We start from the raw sequence: 16,120 nt of genomic DNA on the forward strand, positions 1-16,120 counted from the left end.
CCTCTTCCACCCGCTCCCGAGCCCGGCCCCGGTGGACCGAACGGCGCACAGCCAAACACGGGCCCCGAACAGGCGTCCAATAAGCAGGCGGCGCCCGGCCATAGGCGTTCGCCTATCGGCCCCGCTCCGCCCCGGTCCGTCACGCCACGGGCGCCCCCGAAACCCGGCGCAGCCGCTCCACCGCACCGCGCGCCGCCCGACCCAGCGCCAGGTCCGCCTCCAGCCCCGTCCTCCCCGGATCGGGGCCGACCGCGCACACCGCCACGGCATAGCGCGCACCGTCCGGGTACTCCACCACCCCCGCCTCCGCACGGAGCCCCGGCAGCGTGCCGGACTTGGCGCTCACCCGCACCCCCGGACCGAACCCCGACGCGATCCGGGTACGCAGGAGCTGGCGCGCCATGAGGTCGCGGACGAACGCGCACGCCTCCGGCTGCGCGGCCGTGTCCGTCCACACCAGCCGCAGGAGCCGCGTCAGATCCGCCGGCGTGCCCGACGTGACGCGCCCCCGCACACCGGCGGGCAGGACCGCGGAACCCGCGCCCCCCGGCCCGCCCTCCTCCAACAGGATCCGCAACAGGTCCCGGGGGCCTCCCGTGAAACGGGTGGAACCCAGCCCCAGTTCGGCCGCCAGCAGCTGGACGGGCTCCACACCCACCCGGTCCACGAGCAGGTCGGCCGCCGTGTTGTCGCTGACGGTCATCGCCAGGAGGGCACAGTCGCGCAGGGACAACTCGACGTCGTCGGCGAAGTCCGCGATGCCCGACCCGCCCAGGCGGTCCGCGCGCCGCGCCACCACCCGCTCGGCCGGGTCCAGGATCCCCGCCCCGGCCTGGCGGGCGAACTCCAGGACGATGAGGATCTTGGCGACGGAGGCCAGCACGACGGGGGCGTCCGCCAGACGCCCCCACTCACGGGACCCGTCGACCTCGCGGACGTGCACGCGCACGGCAGGGGCGTCGGTGGTGGTCACGGCGCTCACGCTACAACCCCTTCCGCTAGTGTCTGGCCGTGGATCTCGGACGGCACCTGCGGTACTTCCTGGTCGTGGCACGCGAAGGCCACTTCGGCGAGGCGGCGGTCGAGCTGGGCATCGCCCAGCCGGCCCTGAGCCAGTCGGTGCGCCGGCTGGAGGAGGAACTGGGCGTCACCCTCTTCGACCGGTCACGGCGCAGGGTCTCCCTCACCCCCGCCGGACGCCTCCTGGTCTCCCAGGCCCGCGACCTCGTCGCGGGCGAGGCCCGTCTCAGGGAGACCATGCGCCGCACACGCGACGGCGAACTCGGCACCCTCCGGGCCGCCGTGCGGCCCGGCACCCCGGCGACGGCACTGCGCGGCCTCCTCCGGGGCATGGCCGAGCACGCCCCCGGACTGGACGTCGACCTGTGCGAGATGACCGGCGCCGAACTCGTGCGCGCCCTGGGCGAGGGCACCGTCGACACCGGCCTCCTCACCACCCCCTTCGAGGGCTCCGGGCTGCTCGGCGAACCCGTGCTCCGGGAGGAGCTGGGCGCGGTGCTCCCCCGGGCCGAGGCGCCACCGCACTCCGCACCCGTGGCCCTCGCCGACCTGTCCGGCCGCGAACTCGTCCTGTCCGCTCGCCGCTCGGACCCCGCCTGGTTCGAGCACGTCCTGTCCGTGTGCCGGGAACACGGATGGACGCCTCCCAGGGTCCGCGAGGCCGGCGACGCGGGATTCCTGCTGGGCCTGGTCCTGGCGGGCCTCGGCGTGGGCCTGGAGAGCGCACGGGTGGCCGCCCGGGAACCCCGCCTGGCCTGGCGCCCCCTGGAGGGTGCCCCCCTGCTCCGGAGCACGGAGGCGGTACGCCCCGCCCGGGACGCCCACCCGGCCGCCCCCGCCTTCGCCGAGGTGGCCGCCCGGGTACTCGCCGAACACCCCCGCGGCTCCCTCGCCGAACCCCACGGGGAACGCCCCTGGTCACTGGTCTACGGGGGCCGGTCCCTCACCCGGCCCCGGTGAGGGCCCGACCCGCACCCCGCCGGACACGCCCGAAAGGGGAGGCGCCGCACGGACGGCGCCGGTAGGGTCGTGTCGTCCGTGACCGCCGACGAGCCGTGAGGTGTTCGGCATGCCCTAGACCCGTGGTCCCCCGCCCTTCTTCGTCACCACCGGAACCGACGACGAAGAAGAGGAACCCGTGCACGAGACGACACCACCACACCCCATCAGCGTCCCCGAGACCCTGGCACCACTCCTGGACCGCGAGTTCGGCCCCGAGTGGACCTCCGGCCTGCCCGCACTGACCGCACTCCTGCTCCGACGGTGGAACCTGCACCCCACGGGCACGCCCATGCACGGCATGGTCGCCCTCGTGGTCCCCGTGCGGTGCGCCGACGGCGCCCCCGCCGTGCTCAAGGTGCAACCCGTCGACGAAGAGACCGAGGGGGAACCCCTCGCCCTACGCGCCTGGGCCGGGGACGGGGCCGTCCGCCTCCTGGACCACGACCCGGACACCGGCGCCCTGCTCCTCGAAGCCCTCGACCCCGCCCGCACCCTCGAACACGAACCCCTCGACCAGGCCCTCACCACCATCGGCGAACTCCTCGCCCGGCTCGACGCCCACCCCGGACCGCCCGGGGTACGCAGGCTCGGAACCATGACCCGTTCCCTGGTGGAACGCGTCCGACCCTTCCTGGCCGACGAGCGCGTCGACGGCCGCGCACGCCGCTCCCTGGCCCGCTGGACGGCGGTCGCCCGGGAGATGGCCGCCGAACCCGGCGACCGGCTCCTGCACTGGGACCTGCACTACGCCAACGTCCTCGCACCCCTGCCCGGCACACGCACCGACCCCTGGGTCGCCATCGACCCCAAACCGCTCGTCGGCGACCCCGGATACGAACTGATGCCCGCACTCCGCAACAGGTTCGCCGAGGAGGCGGCCCCCGGCGGCGCCCCCGCCTCCGTACGCCGCAGGTTCGACCGGCTGACCGGCGCCGCCGGCATCGACCGGGACCGCGCCCGCGCCTGGACCCTCGTCCGCGCCCTGGAGGACTGCCTCTGGCAGATGGAGGAGGGGAAGCGCACACGGTTCGGCGCCACCCGGGCCGTCGCCGACGCCCTGACCGGGTGAGGCCCCGCCGGGCGGTGGCGGGGCCCGCCGCCCGGCGGGACCCCGGCCACTCCCGGCCGACACGTCCGGTCCGGGGGCGGGCCGCCCCCGGACCGGCGAACCGCTCAGGCGGCGACGATCGCCCGGCGGTACTCGGTGGGGCTCACACCGCGCAGGCGCTTGAACGCCACGCTCAGCGCGAACGTGTTCGCGTAGCCCACGCTCCGGGCGATCGAGGCGACCGTGGCGTCCCCACCACGCAGCAGGTCGGCCGCCCTGGCGATACGCCAACCGGTCAGGTACGCCATGGGCGGCTCCCCGACCAGCGACGTGAACCGGCGCGCCAGCGAGGCCCGGGAGACCCCGCAGCCGTCCGCCAGGGCGGCGACCGTCCACGGGCGCGCCGGGTCGTCGTGGAGCAGCCGCAGGGCCCGGCCCACCACGGGGTCGCCCATGGCGGCGTACCAGGAGGGGGCCCGGGTGCCGGGGCGGTCGAACCAGGCGCGCAGGGTGGAGATGAGCGCCAGGTCCAGCAGGCGGTCCAGGACCACCTGCTGCCCGGGCGCCCGGCAGACGACCTCCTCGGCGATCATGGAGGTGACAGGGCGGTGGCAGTCGTCCGCGGGCACCACCAGCACGTCGGGGAGGGCGGAGAGCAGGCGCCGGCTGACCTCTCCCCCGACCTCGTACGAGGCCCCGAGCAACCGGTCCGGTGCGTCGGGGCGCTCACCGTAGGTGCGCGTCCCGAGCAGGATCCCCTCGTCGAGCTCCTCCCCCTCGGGACCCGTGCAGAGGCCGGCGCCGTGCACCAGGCAGGTGGGCCGGGTGTCCGGCCGGTCCGCCACGGTGTACGGCTCGGGGCCGCGCACGATCGCGACGTCACCGGTGCCGAGCGCGACCGGTTCTCCCTGCGCCGGCACGACCCAGCCGCGCCCGCGCACCATGGTGGCCACGCTCAACGGCGACCGGTTCTCGAAGCGCACGGCCCAGGGAGGGGCCATGATCGACTGGCTGAACAGGGCCCCCCGGGCCCGGACCCCGTCCAACAGGTCAGCAAGGGCATCCATGCCGCCACCCTAGACGGAAAGACATCGGAGTGAGGCTTTCAGCCATGGATCGTCTCACCCTCCTCCGGTTGACTCAGGGCATGACAGACACACGGAACACCTCGCGAAGCACGGCCGGCCGACCGGTCCTGGTGGTCGGCGCCACGGGCAAGACGGGCCGCAGGGTGGTGGCGCGGTTGCGCACCGCCGGACACGAGGTGCGCGCGGCGTCGCGCTCCGGCGCATGGCCCTTCGACTGGAACGACCGCACCACATGGGGCCCCGCCCTGGAGGGCGTGGAGACGGCCTACGTGGTCCCCTTCGACCCCGCACCGGTCGTACGGCCCTTCGTGGAGCAGGCCGAGGCCGCAGGGCTGCGCAGGCTCGTGCTCCTGTCCGGCCGGGGGATCGACGACCCGGACTACCTGCCCGGAGAGGCCATGGCGGGCAGCACGCTCGTGGACGCCGAGGAGGCCGTCCGCTCCAGCGGCCTGGAGTGGACGATCCTCCGGCCGGGGTGGTTCTCGCAGAACTTCGACGAGGGCTTCCTCTCCGGCATGGTCGCCTCCGGCAGGATCGTGCTGCCCGCCGGGGACGGCGCGGCGAGTTTCGTCGACGCGGAGGACATCGCGGACGTGGCCGTCGCCGCCCTCACCGGGCCGGGACACGGGGGCCTGATCCACGAGCTGTCGGGACCGCGCGCCCTGACCATGGCGGAGGTGGCGGCGGAGATCTCCGCCGCCACCGGACGGACGGTGGAGTACGTCGCACTCCCTCCGGAGGAGTTCGTCGCGGAGCTCGTCGGCCAGGGGGTGGGGGCCGAGGAGGCCGGGGCGTTGGCGACGACGGTCTCCCCCATCCTGCGCGGCAAGGACGCGCATCTGTCCGAGGGGGTCCGGCGGGTGCTGGGACGCGAGCCGCGGGCCTTCGGGGAGTACGTGCGGAACGCGGTGGCGTCGGGCGCCTGGGCAGATTCGGAGTAGGTTTTGGCCAATAAAGGAACCGCTGCCTTTACATCGTAGATTCTCGCACGTCGCCGGGGAGGACGGCGGCCACGTCGTGGCCGTTTCCCCTCCCCGCCGCCGAGGTGCGCTCGACGGAGCGGTCCCCCGTCGGGCCCGGCACCCGCGAGCAGCCGGAGGCGGGGCGGCCCCGGAGGCGCTCCTCCGCGGGCTCCTCCGGGGGCGTCGGCGGGCCCGAAGGACGGACGCACGCCCCCGGCAGGAGCGCCGGGGGCGTGCGTTCGCGGAGTCGCGCCCGGGAGGGGGTCCCCACACTCCCCCGCCGCCCCGCCGGTCCGGGGTGCGCCCTCCGCGCGGGGGCGCTACCGGCGCACCCCGGCCGTCAGGCCCGCGACGCCTTCCAGTAGGCGACGTCCGCGGCGCGGTTGAAGTAGGCGTTGGTGCACACGTCGTACTTGTCGCCCTCGGTGGAGTGCTGGTTGGTCTCCAGGAAGCCGCCGTTGCCGGCGTAGAGGTTCCAGATCAGGAGCACGTCACCGGTGCGCACGTACTGGTCCGCGGGGGTGGAGGTCTGGGCGAAGACACGCCAGCGCCCGGTGCCCTCGGCGCGGTCCCTGTTCTGGGAGGTCGACACGTCGTACTTGGCTCCGCCGGTCTTCTGGGTGTCGGTGGCGTGGCCGTTGGTGTCGAGGTAGCCGCCGTCGCCGCCGTAGAGGTTGCGCAGCCAGACGACGTCACCGCTGAGGACGTTCGTGCCCGTGGCCTTGCCCTCGGGCGAGAGGATCTCCCAGGTCCCGGTTCCCGCCCCGCGGGTGGGGGTGTCCGCGGTCTGCACCCCGTACTTGGCGGGGGCCGGGCGGTGGTTGATGCTGTCGAGGTAACCGCCCTGCCATCCGTTGTAGCCGTTCAACAGGTGGATCCGGTCGCCGAACCTGATCTCGTTGGCCATACAACCTCTTCCTGTCCCAGTGTGCTGCCGATGGCGGCGCCCGGCCGGGCCGGTGGGCCGAACCTGACCGCGACCACCGCCGGAACGAACGTATCCACTGGTTCACTGTGCGCAACAGGACTGTCCCGACCTGGCCAATCACACCGAATCCGCCCCTGGAACGGACCGGTGTGCTAAGCGCTCACCGGCAACGCGGGTCCGCGGTCCGGCGGGCGCCGCCCGCCGGACCCCGTGGGACGGACGGCAGGGGACGCTCAGGCCGTCTTCCCGGAGAACGGGCCCCCTTCCCCGAAGGCGAACCCGGCGAAGCGCTCCCCGATGCGTCGGTGCGTGGCGGCGTCCGGATGGAGCCGGTCGGGCAGGGGCAGTTCGTCGGCGTCCGCCTCGCCGTAGAGGGCGAGGCCGTCCAGGTAGTGCAGGTTCGGGTCCTCGGCCGCCCGCTGCCCCACGATCCGCGCCAGCTCCTCCCGGACCACGGTGAGCGTCAGCTTGCCCGCGGCCCGCTCGGCCGGGTCCCCCTCGGCCCGGAACCGCAGCTCACCCGCCCGAAGGGCCTCGGTGTCGAAGGCGCAGGGGCCGGGGGTGTCCTCGTGGATGGCGCAGTGGATCGGTGAGACGACCAGCAGCGGCGCCTCGGGGTGGCCCTCGCGGATCGTGTCGAGGAAGCCGTGCACCGCGGGGCCGAAGGCGCGCAGGCGCATCAGGTCGCCGTTGACCAGGTTGAGGCCGATCTTGACGCTGATCAGGTCGGCGTCGGTGTCGCGCATGGCGCGGGCGGTGAAGGGGTCGAGCAGGGCTCCGCCGCCCAGACCGAGGTTGACCAGGTCCACGCCGCCGAGCGCCGCGGCCAGCGCGGGCCAGGTGGTGGTGGGGCTCGCCGCGTCGGAGCCGTGGCTGACGGAGCTGCCGTGGTGCAGCCACACCCGGCGCCCCCGGTCCGGCAGGGGAGCTATCGGGGCGTCGGCCCGCAGGGCGACGATCTCGGTGGTCTCGTTGTGCGGGAGCCAGATCTCGACGTCCTTGTCCCGGTCGGGCAGACCGGTGAAGCGGAGTGTGGCCGCGGGCCCCCGACCGTGCTCCACGGCGCCGGTCGCCAGGTCGACGCGCAGGGTGTCGCCTCCGGTCGCGACGGCCTGGTCGGTGAGGCGGCCGTCGACGAGCAGGTCGTACACCCCTGCGGGGCGGGGCGGCGCCCCCGGGTGGACGCGCTTGGTGGGCACCGTGTCGAGTTCGACGGCGGTGGCCCGCGTGCGGAAGGCCAGGCGCACCCCGGAGGGCTGGGACTCCGCCATGGCGAGCTGCGGGTCGGAGCACTGGGCCCGGGCCCGGGCGGGGAGCCTGTGCGGGAGCAGTCCGCGTTCGGTGCGCTCCAGGTCGAGGGCTCCGCGCAGGAGCTCCGGTGTGAGGGTCGTGGTGGTCCAGTCGTCCTGGGCGTGCATGGCGGCGGCCTCCTGTGGTGGTCGGGTGTGCGTCACGGGCCGGCCCGGCGCCCGGACACGGCAGATCCGGCCCGGGGCCGGCGGGGCGACGCCGAGGCGACCGCCCACCGGAACCGTGGGCCGGGACCACGCACCGGAACCGTGCGCGAGGGGCGGGCGCCCGCCGCGGGTCAGGCCGCGGGCCAGTTGCGCAGCAGCGCGTCGAGGGCGTCGATGGTCCGCGACCAGGTCTGCTGGGTGTCGGGGGCGCTGTGGCTGAACCCTCCCCCCATCTCCAGGGTCACGTAGCCGTGGAAGACGCTGCCCAGCAGGCGGACCGCGTGGGTCTGGTCCGGTTCGGCCAGCTCGTAGCCGCGCAGGATCGCCCGGGTCGTCCGGGCGTGCCTGACGCCGGCGCTGGCGGCAGCCGTCTCCGGGTCGAGTCTGAGCTGGGCAGCCTCGTAGCGGCCGGGATGCTCGCGGGCGTAGTCGCGGTAGACGTTCGCGAGGGCGCCGAGGGCGTCCTTGCCCGCCCGCCCCGCCACGGCCTCGGAGGCCCGGTCGGCCATCTCCTCCAGGGCGAGCAGCGCGATCCGGGTCCTCAGGTCCCGGGAGCTGCGCACGTGCGAGTACAGGCTTGCGACCTTGACGTCGAACCGCCTGGCCAGCGCCGAGGCGGTCACGTTCTCGAAGCCGACCTCGTCGGCCATCTCCGCGCCCTCCCGGGCGAGGCGCTCCGGGGTCAGCCCCGCGCGTGCCATCATGCCTTCTCCGTTCTCCTTGGGGAACCCTACTCCCGCCTAAAGGATTTAGGCAAGTTCCGTCGGCCTGAAGGACGACGGGGACGGAAAAGGCCGGGCCCTCCGCGAGGTGCGCGGCGGCCCGGCCCGGAGGGGTCCTACTCCACGACGGTGATGCCGAGGGCGCCGAGGATGACTCCGGCCTGGGCCGGGCTGATGTCGGCCCCCCGCAGATACCCCGCCTGGTCCAGGGCGAGCTCACCCAGGTCCGCCCCGCGCAGGTCCGCGCCCGCGAACCTGGCGTTGACCAGGTTGGCGCCGCGCAGGCGCGACTCCTTCCACACGGTCTCCCGCAGGTCGGCGCTCGCCAGGTCGGCCTCGTCCAGGCGCAGGCCCTCCAGCGTCCGGCCGCGCAGGGAGAGCCCCTTGCAGCGGGCCAGCATCATGTTGCACTGGGAGAACGTGTAGCCGATCCCCCGCAGCGAGGTCAGCCCCGCGCCGGTGAGCCGGCACCCGGTGAAGACCGTGTCGGTGAGCAGCGCGCCCTGCCAGCGGGTGTTGGCGAGGTCCATCCTCTCGAAGCGGGTGTCGGCGCACTCCGCACCGGAGAAGAGCGCCCCGGGCGCCCCTCCCCCGGTGAACCTCGCGCCGTCCAGGACGGCGCGCTCGAACCGGGCGCCGTCCATGCGGCAGTCGGCGAAGACGGCGTCGGTCAGGTCGGTGTCCCGCAGGTCGGCGCCGGAGAGGTCGCACCGGGTGAACACGCGCGGGACGGGCACGGCGTCGGCCAGGAGGTCGCGCAGGTCGGAGTCGGACAGGTCCGCGTCCGTGGTCTCTGGAGAGGAAGGGTCGGTACTCATCGCGAGGACCCTAGCGGTCGCCGGTGACATCCGGCGCCGTCCCCTCAGTCGCGGAGCTTGAGGGCGAGGAACAGGTCCACCCTGTGCTCCAGGCTGCTCAGGTCGCGCCCGGTCAGCTCCTCCACCCGTCCGATCCGGTACCGCAGGGTGTTGACGTGGACGTGCATGGCGGCGGCGCAGCGCTGCCAGGAGCCGGAGTGGGCGAGGAACCGCTCCAGGGTGTCCACCAGCTCGGAGCGGTGGTCGCGGTCGTAGGCGAGCAGCGGCCCCAGGAGGCGCTCCCGGTAGGAGGCCTGGACCTCCTCGGGGACCGAGGCGAGCAGCAGTTCGTGGGAGTCGATCTCGGCCCCGGCGATCACGCGGGACCGTCCGCCCCGGAGCTCGGCCAGCCGCCGGGCGTGGCGCGCCTCCACGGCGGCGCCGCGCAGCTCGGGGATGCCCCGGGCGGCCGAGCTGAGACCGATGGCGAGGCGGTGGTCGAGCAGGCCGCCGTCCAGCACCCGGGCGCGGTGGAGGAGCCGGGCGCGGATCTCCTCGGCCCGCGCGCGGGCGTCGGTCCCCGCGCCGTCCACCGGGAGGATGGCGAGGGTGTCGGTGTCCCCGGTGACGACGGCGCCGGGGTGGTCGGCGACGAGCTCGGTGACCACCCGCCGGGGCAGGTCGGGCACGCGGGGCTCGGGCAGCATGACGGCGCTCACGACGACGTGGCCCCCCTCCTCCGCCCCCGTGGCCGTCCCGGTTCCGCGCATCAGCTCGGTGACCTCGTCGAAACGCTGTGCGGCCAGCAGGCGCGGCAGCCCCTCCAGGTGGCGTGCGTCGGCCAGTGCGCGCTCGTCGGCGCGACTGCGCGCCAGACCCGCGACGGAGGCGAGTTCGGCGACCGCCTCGTGCTCCTCGTCGGTCCAGGCGGTGTGGTCGCCGGCGCAGACCATCAGCCAGGTGGCGAGGGGGTGGGACTCCTTGGTCTGGACGGGGACCACGGTCAGGACGCGGCCGCCCTCCTCCGGCAGGCGCGTGGTGTGCGGGAAGGTCTGCCAGGTGAGCGCCTTGGCGGCGATCCACTCGCGGTCGGCCTCCGGCAGCGGCGCCCCGGAGGAGGCGACGTGGCGCCCGGTGGAGGAGATCACCCAGGCGGTCCGTCCCTCCTGGGCGGTGGCGGCGGTGAACGCGTCGGAGAAGTCGGCCCCGGCGGCGACGTCGGCCATCAGCCGGCGGTGGCGGTCGCGGGTCTCGGCGATGGTGGTGAAGCGGCGCTGGGTGAGGGAGCGCAGCACCTCCTCGGTGACCGCGCCGAAGGACGTCTCCGCCGGGACCTCGACCAGGGGCAGGTCGTGGGCCCGGCAGGCCTCCACCAGGTCGTCGGGGACCTCGCCCAGGGCGGTGCCGGCCCCCAGGGCGACGGCGCCGGCCCCGACCACGGAGGACACGAAGGCCTCCGAGTCCTGGGGGCGGGTACGCCACATCATGCCCGTGAGGACGAACTCCCCGCCGCGCAGGTAGCGGGCCGGGTCGAGCAGATCGGTGGTGTACGCCCACCGCAGGGTGCGGTGCGCGTGCTCCGCTCCCGACAGGAACCTCAGGTGCAGCCGCTTGATGGCGAGCAGCTCACTGATCTGCATTGACGTCCTTCTGTGCTCGTGCGGACGGGTGTTCGCCCGTGACCGGTGGGCGACGGCGGGAAGGTTTTCCGGAAACGCCGCTTGTAGGAAACGCCCAACCCTAACGGTTCGTTCCAGGATCACTTCATGTCATCGCGTTCTGGTCGGGCCCGCGTATCAGTGTTGTACTTCACAACAGCAACGGACCGACCAGGGGTTGCGCGCCCGCCGACGACCTGACCGAACCCCGACGACGAGGACCAGCATGGAATTCCTGAGCCCCTCCACACTGGAGGAGGCGCTCGAAGCGAAGAGCGCCCATCCCGACGGGCTGCCCATCATGGGCGGCACCGACGTCATGGTGGAACTCAACTTCGACAAGCGGCGCCCCGCCGCCCTGATCGACCTGACCCGGATCCCCGAACTGGCCGAGTGGGGCGCCGAGGACGGCTGCACACGCCTCGGCGCGGGTGTGCCCTACACCCGGATCATCGAGCACCTGTCGGCGGCGGCGCCGGCGCTGGCCAGGGCCTCCCGCTCGGTGGCCTCCCCGCAGATCCGCAACCGCGGCACCGTGGGCGGCAACCTGGGCGGCGCCTCCCCCGCCGGGGAGGCGCACCCGCCGCTGCTCGCCACCGACGCCGTGATCGAACTGGCGTCGGTGCGGGGCAGGCGCCGGGTGCCCGCCCGGGATTTCTACCTGTCGTTCCGGACCACGGCCAGGCGCGACGACGAGCTGATCACGGCGGTACTGCTGCCCGAGCCGTCGGGACCCCAGCAGTTCGCCAAGATCGGCACGCGCAACGCGATGGTCATCGCGGTGACGTCCTTCTCCCTGGCCCTGGACGCGGAGCGCAGGACGGTGGGCACCGGCCTGGGCTCGGCCGGCCCCACGCCGCTGCGGGCGGAGGCGGCGGAGGAGTTCCTGGCCGGGGAGTTCGACTGGGAGGGCGGCGCCCCGCTCCCCGAGTCGGCCGTGCGCCGTTTCGGCGAGCTGGTGGCCGCGGCCTCCCGTCCCATCGACGACCAGCGGGGCAGCGCCGGGTACCGCAGGCACGCGCTCGCGGTGATGGCGCGCCGCGCTCTGAGCTGGTCCGTGACCGACTACAGGAAGGAGGCCGCGCGATGCGCGTGAGCTTCAACGTCAACGGTGAGGACGTGACCGCCGACGACGTGTGGCCGGGCGAGAGCCTGCTGTACGTGCTGCGTGAGCGGTTGGGCCTGCCGGGCAGCAAGAACGCCTGTGAGCAGGGTGAGTGCGGTTCGTGCACGGTCTACTTCGACGGCGTGACGGCGTGCTCGTGCATGATCGCCGCCGGACAGGCCGAGGGGCGCCGCGTGCGCACCGTGGAGGGCCTGGCGGAGGGGTCGGGCAAGGGCCCCGAACGCGAACTGGGCACGGTGCAGGACGCGTTCGTCGAGGCGGGGGCGGTCCAGTGCGGCTTCTGCACGCCGGGGCTCCTCGTCCAGACCGACGACCTGCTGGAGCGGACCGTGGGAGCGGGCCTGCCCGCTCCGGAGGACGCCGAGATCCGGGAGGCTCTGGCGGGCAACCTGTGCAGGTGCACCGGGTACGAGAAGATCATCGACGCGGTGCGCCTGGCGGCCGAGCGCCACGCCGGGACCGGGGGCGGCGCATGAGCGCGGCGGGGGACGGCCGGTCCGTGGTCGTCGAGGGCGCGCACGTGGTCACCGTCGACGGGGCGGAGTACGCCGACGGGCACGTGGTGGTGCGCGACGGGAGGATCACCGCCGTGGGCGCGGGCCCGGCCCCGGCGACCCCGGGCGCCGAGCGCGTGGACGGGCGCGGGTGCCTGGCCACGCCGGGCCTGGTGAACACGCACAACCACCTCTACCAGTGGGCGACGCAGGGGCTGTTCGCCGACGGCACGCTCTTCGAGTGGCTGGTGGGGTCCTACGAGATCTGGGGCCGCCTGGACGCCGGCGTGGTCTCGGGGACGACCTCGGCCGGGCTGGCCCACCTGGCCCTGTCCGGGTGCACGACCGCCTCCGACCACCACTACATCCACCCCTCGGGGCGCGGGGACATCGTGGCCGCCGAGGTGGAGGCCGCCCGCGAGGTGGGGGTGCGCCTGGACCTGGCCCGGGGTTCGATGGACCGTGGCCGGAGCCAGGGCGGGCTCCCCCCGGACGGCGTCGTCGAGACGCTGGAGGCGGCGCTGGCCGGGACCGCAGCGGCCGTCGACGCCTACCACGACCGCGCCGACGACGCGATGACGCGGGTGGCGGTGGCCCCCTGCTCGCCGTTCTCCGTCTCGCGGGAGCTGATGGTGGAGGCCGCGGCGCTGGCCAGGGACAGGGGGGTGCGGATGCACACCCACCTGGCGGAGACCCTCGACGAGGAGGAGCAGTGCCTGGCCGAGTTCGGGTGCACCCCCGTGGAGTACGCGGAGAAGCTGGGCTGGCTGGGCGAGGACGTGTGGTTCGCGCACGCCGTGCACCTGTCCGACGCGGCGATCGCGAGGATCGCCGCGACGGGCACGGGCATCGCGCACTGTCCCACCTCCAACGCCCGCCTGGGCGCGGGGATCTGCCGGGTCACCGAGCTGCTCGAGGCGGGCGTGCGGGTCGGGCTGGGCGTGGACGGCCCCGCCTCCAGTGAGCTGACACCCCTGGCCGGTGAGATGCACCAGGCTCTGCTGATGGCCCGTGCCCGCAAGGGCCCGCAGGCGCTCAGCGCGCGCCAGGCCCTGGAGATGGCCACCCTGGGCGGCGCTCGGGTGCTGGGCCGCGACGCGGAGCTGGGTTCGCTGACGGTCGGCAAGCTCGCCGACATCGCGCTGTGGCGGGTCGACGGGTTCGGCTACGACGTCGTCGCCGACCCGGTGGTGGCGGCGGTCTTCGGCCCCACCCCGCCGCTGGAGCGGCTCTGGGTCGGCGGGAGCACCGTCGTCGACCGGGGCGAGCTCCGCACCCTGTCCGCCGAGACGGCCGCCGCGCGCGGCCGGGCCGCGCACCGCGCACTGACACAGGAGGTGAACCGCTGATGGCGGCGACGACCCGTACCGTGACCGGCCTGTCCAGCACCACGAAGGACGGGGTGGGCGCGAGCCCGCGGCGTCCCGACGGGACGCTGAAGGTGACCGGTGAGTTCGCGTACTCCTCGGACATGTGGATGGAGGACATGCTGTGGGGGGCGACCCTGCGCAGCCCCCACCCGCACGCCGAGATCCGCGGCATCGACATCACCGGGGCCCTGAAGGTGCCGGGTGTGCACGCGGTGCTCACGCACGAGGACGTGCCCGGCGAGAAGCGCTACGGGCTGGAGTTCCAGGACCAGCCGGTGCTGGCCTTCGGCAAGGTGCGCTACAAGGGGGAGCCGGTGGCGGTGGTCGCCGCCGACCACCCGGAGACGGCCCGGCGCGCCATGGAGCGCATCCGGGTGGACTACGCGGTGCTGGAGCCGGTCACCGACTCCCGGCGCGCGGCGATGGACCCGGACTGCCCGCCGGTGCACGAGGCGGGGTCGCTGCCCGAGCACCCCGAGTTCAACCAGCGCGGCAACCGGCTGCGCCACCAGCCGATCCGCACGGGCGCGTTCGCCGAGGCCGCCGGGTCGACCGCCCGCGAGGGCGCGGTGCTGGAGCGGCTGCGCTCGGAGGCCGCCGTGGTGGTGTCCTCCGAGTACGAGGTGGGCATGCAGGACCAGGCCTTCCTGGGCCCGGAGTCGGGGATGGCCGTGCCGGCGGAGGACGGCGGGGTGGACCTGTACGTGGCCACCCAGTGGCTGCACGTGGACCAGCGCCAGATCGCCCCGGCCCTGGGGCTGCCTCAGGACAAGGTGCGGCTGACCCTGGCGGGCGTGGGCGGCGCGTTCGGCGCGCGCGAGGACCTGTCGATGCAGATCCACGCCTGCCTGCTGGCGCTGCGCACCGGCAGGCCGGTCAAGTTCGTGTACAACCGCGAGGAGTCCTTCTACGGGCACGTGCACCGGCACCCGGCGAAGATGCGCTACGAGCACGGCGCCTCGTCCGACGGCAGGCTGCTGTACGCCACGGCCGAGGTGGTCGTGGACGGCGGCGCGTACGCGTCGGCGACCCCCGCGGTGGTGGGTGTGGCGTCCTCGCTGGGCATCGGCCCCTACGAGGTGCCCAACGTGCTGGTCGACGCCTACGGCGTGTACACGAACAACCCGCCCTGCGGCGCGATGCGGGGGTTCGGCGCGGTGCAGGCGTGCTTCGCCTACGAGTCGCAGATGGACAGGCTCGCGGCAGAGCTGGGGATGCACCCGGTGGACCTGCGGATCAAGAACGCCCTGTCGCAGGGCTCGCGCATCATCACGGGCCAGGAGATCGACATGCCGCTGCCCATGGCGGAGATGCTGCAGCGCTGCCGCGACCTGCCGATGCCGCCCGAGCGCGGAGAGCTGCCCGACCCCGGCGACCTGCGCACCCTGCCCGGCGGGGTGGCGGGGACCACCCGCGGCGAGGGCGTGGTGCGCGGCGTCGGCTACGGAGTGGGGCTGAAGAACCTGTGCTTCTCCGAGGGCTTCGACGACTACTCCACCGCCCGGGTGCGGCTGGAGGTCGTGGCGGGCGAGCCCGTGGTGATGGTGCACACCGCCGCGGCCGAGGTCGGCCAGGGGCTGGTGACGGTCAAGGGGCAGATCGCCCGGACCGAGCTGGGCGTGGAGAAGGTCGTCATCCACCCCTCCGACACCCAGGTGGGCTCGGCGGGCTCCTCCTCCGCCTCGCGCCAGTCGTACATGACGGGCGGCGCCGTCAGGGCGGCGTGCGCGTCGGTGCGCGCCGCCGTGTTCGCCCTGGCCCGCGAGCGCGGGCTGGTGCCCGGCGACCTGCCCGACACCGACCTGGCCCTGGCCGGCGGCAAGGTGGTGTCGGCGACGGCCGGGGCGCTGGTGTCGCTGGCGGACCTGCTGGGCGAGGCGGGGCAGGGAGGTGCGGTGGTCGAGGAGACCCGTGAGTTCCACCACCGGCCCACCGAGATGCTCGACCCGCTGTTGGGCCAGGGCGCCTCGCACACCCAGTTCGGGATGTGCGTCCACCGCGCCGTGGTGGACGTGGACGTGGACCTGGGCCTGGTGAAGGTGGTGGCCCTGGACGCGGTGCAGGACGTCGGCAGGGTGATGCACCCGCAGCAGCTGGCCGGGCAGATCCAGGGCGGGTCCGCCCAGGGCCTGGGCCTGGCGCTGATGGAGGAGATCCTGGTGGAGGACGGCGTGATCCGCAATCCGTCGTTCACCGACTACCTGATCCCGACGATCCTGGACACGCCCCCGATGCGGATCGAGGTCCTGGAGCATCCGGACCCGCACGCGCCGTACGGGCTGCGGGGCGCCGGCGAGCCGCCGACGCTGTCGTCGACCCCGGCGGTCGTCGCCGCGGTGCGCGCGGCGACGGGGCGCCCGCTGACGCACGCACCGGTGCGGCCGGAGGACATCGTGGGCATCGACCTGTAGCCCGCCGGGGCGCGGTGGGCGGGGAGCCCCGCCGCGC

Annotated in this window: 14 protein-coding genes; 7 read left to right on the top strand and 7 right to left on the bottom strand. The window is 74.4% G+C overall.

What is annotated here, in order from left to right; translation table 11 throughout:
* Window positions 1-139 precede the first annotated feature (139 nt).
* The gene (locus tag ACIRPH_RS07670) at window positions 140-973 is read right to left on the bottom strand and encodes a serine hydrolase (RefSeq protein WP_402910668.1); all 834 of its coding nucleotides are present in this window, start codon (window positions 971-973) and stop codon (window positions 140-142) included.
* Window positions 974-1,011: 38 nt separating this feature from the next.
* Here ACIRPH_RS07670 and ACIRPH_RS07675 point away from each other — a divergent pair, with 38 nt between their 5' ends.
* Together ACIRPH_RS07675 and ACIRPH_RS07680 are read left to right on the top strand one after the other, a co-directional pair.
* Window positions 1,012-1,980, top strand: coding sequence for a LysR family transcriptional regulator (locus ACIRPH_RS07675; protein ID WP_402910670.1), 969 nt, complete (start codon window positions 1,012-1,014; stop codon window positions 1,978-1,980).
* A gap of 178 nt (window positions 1,981-2,158) precedes the next feature.
* Window positions 2,159-3,091 (top strand): aminoglycoside phosphotransferase family protein, encoded by a 933-nt coding sequence (locus tag ACIRPH_RS07680; RefSeq protein ID WP_402910673.1) that lies wholly within the window; start codon window positions 2,159-2,161, stop codon window positions 3,089-3,091.
* A 104-nt stretch (window positions 3,092-3,195) separates the two neighbouring features.
* Here ACIRPH_RS07680 and ACIRPH_RS07685 read toward each other — a convergent pair whose 3' ends face one another.
* On the bottom strand, window positions 3,196-4,137 hold the full coding sequence (locus ACIRPH_RS07685; RefSeq protein WP_402910676.1) for an AraC family transcriptional regulator: 942 nt from the start codon (window positions 4,135-4,137) through the stop codon (window positions 3,196-3,198).
* Between the two features lie 80 nt (window positions 4,138-4,217).
* On the opposite strand from ACIRPH_RS07685, the gene ACIRPH_RS07690 reads away from it, so the two are divergent.
* Complete coding sequence (locus tag ACIRPH_RS07690; protein ID WP_402910679.1) at window positions 4,218-5,099, top strand: SDR family oxidoreductase; 882 nt, start codon at window positions 4,218-4,220, stop codon at window positions 5,097-5,099.
* Between the two features lie 361 nt (window positions 5,100-5,460).
* Here ACIRPH_RS07690 and ACIRPH_RS07695 read toward each other — a convergent pair whose 3' ends face one another.
* From ACIRPH_RS07695 to ACIRPH_RS07715, 5 genes are all read right to left on the bottom strand, one after another.
* Window positions 5,461-6,027, bottom strand: coding sequence for a hypothetical protein (locus ACIRPH_RS07695; protein ID WP_402910682.1), 567 nt, complete (start codon window positions 6,025-6,027; stop codon window positions 5,461-5,463).
* A 254-nt stretch (window positions 6,028-6,281) separates the two neighbouring features.
* Entirely contained in the window at window positions 6,282-7,466 is a 1,185-nt protein-coding gene (locus ACIRPH_RS07700) for a GDSL-type esterase/lipase family protein (protein WP_402910685.1), read from the bottom strand.
* 170 nt (window positions 7,467-7,636) lie between these two features.
* Complete coding sequence (locus ACIRPH_RS07705) at window positions 7,637-8,206, bottom strand: WHG domain-containing protein (RefSeq protein WP_330161987.1); 570 nt, start codon at window positions 8,204-8,206, stop codon at window positions 7,637-7,639.
* A gap of 137 nt (window positions 8,207-8,343) precedes the next feature.
* Entirely contained in the window at window positions 8,344-9,045 is a 702-nt protein-coding gene (locus ACIRPH_RS07710) for a pentapeptide repeat-containing protein (RefSeq protein ID WP_402910687.1), read from the bottom strand.
* 44 nt (window positions 9,046-9,089) lie between these two features.
* A complete protein-coding gene (locus tag ACIRPH_RS07715) occupies window positions 9,090-10,664 on the bottom strand; it encodes a PucR family transcriptional regulator (RefSeq protein ID WP_402910689.1) in 1,575 nt (524 codons plus the stop codon).
* A 244-nt stretch (window positions 10,665-10,908) separates the two neighbouring features.
* On the opposite strand from ACIRPH_RS07715, the gene ACIRPH_RS07720 reads away from it, so the two are divergent.
* From ACIRPH_RS07720 to pucD, 4 genes are read left to right on the top strand one after another with little or no spacing between them, the layout of a single operon-like run.
* Entirely contained in the window at window positions 10,909-11,778 is an 870-nt protein-coding gene (locus ACIRPH_RS07720; RefSeq protein ID WP_402910692.1) for an FAD binding domain-containing protein, read from the top strand.
* Entirely contained in the window at window positions 11,769-12,284 is a 516-nt protein-coding gene (locus tag ACIRPH_RS07725; RefSeq protein WP_402910695.1) for a (2Fe-2S)-binding protein, read from the top strand. Before ACIRPH_RS07720 ends, ACIRPH_RS07725 begins: the two co-directional genes overlap by 10 nt.
* Window positions 12,281-13,651 (top strand): 8-oxoguanine deaminase, encoded by a 1,371-nt coding sequence (locus ACIRPH_RS07730; RefSeq protein WP_402910698.1) that lies wholly within the window; start codon window positions 12,281-12,283, stop codon window positions 13,649-13,651. Before ACIRPH_RS07725 ends, ACIRPH_RS07730 begins: the two co-directional genes overlap by 4 nt.
* On the top strand, window positions 13,651-16,083 hold the full coding sequence (gene pucD, locus ACIRPH_RS07735) for a xanthine dehydrogenase subunit D (RefSeq protein ID WP_402910700.1): 2,433 nt from the start codon (window positions 13,651-13,653) through the stop codon (window positions 16,081-16,083). Before ACIRPH_RS07730 ends, pucD begins: the two co-directional genes overlap by 1 nt.
* The last annotated feature ends 37 nt before the right edge of the window (window positions 16,084-16,120 follow it).

The sequence above is a fragment of the Nocardiopsis sp. NPDC101807 genome (assembly GCF_044766605.1).
Classification (GTDB): domain Bacteria; phylum Actinomycetota; class Actinomycetes; order Streptosporangiales; family Streptosporangiaceae; genus Nocardiopsis; species Nocardiopsis tropica.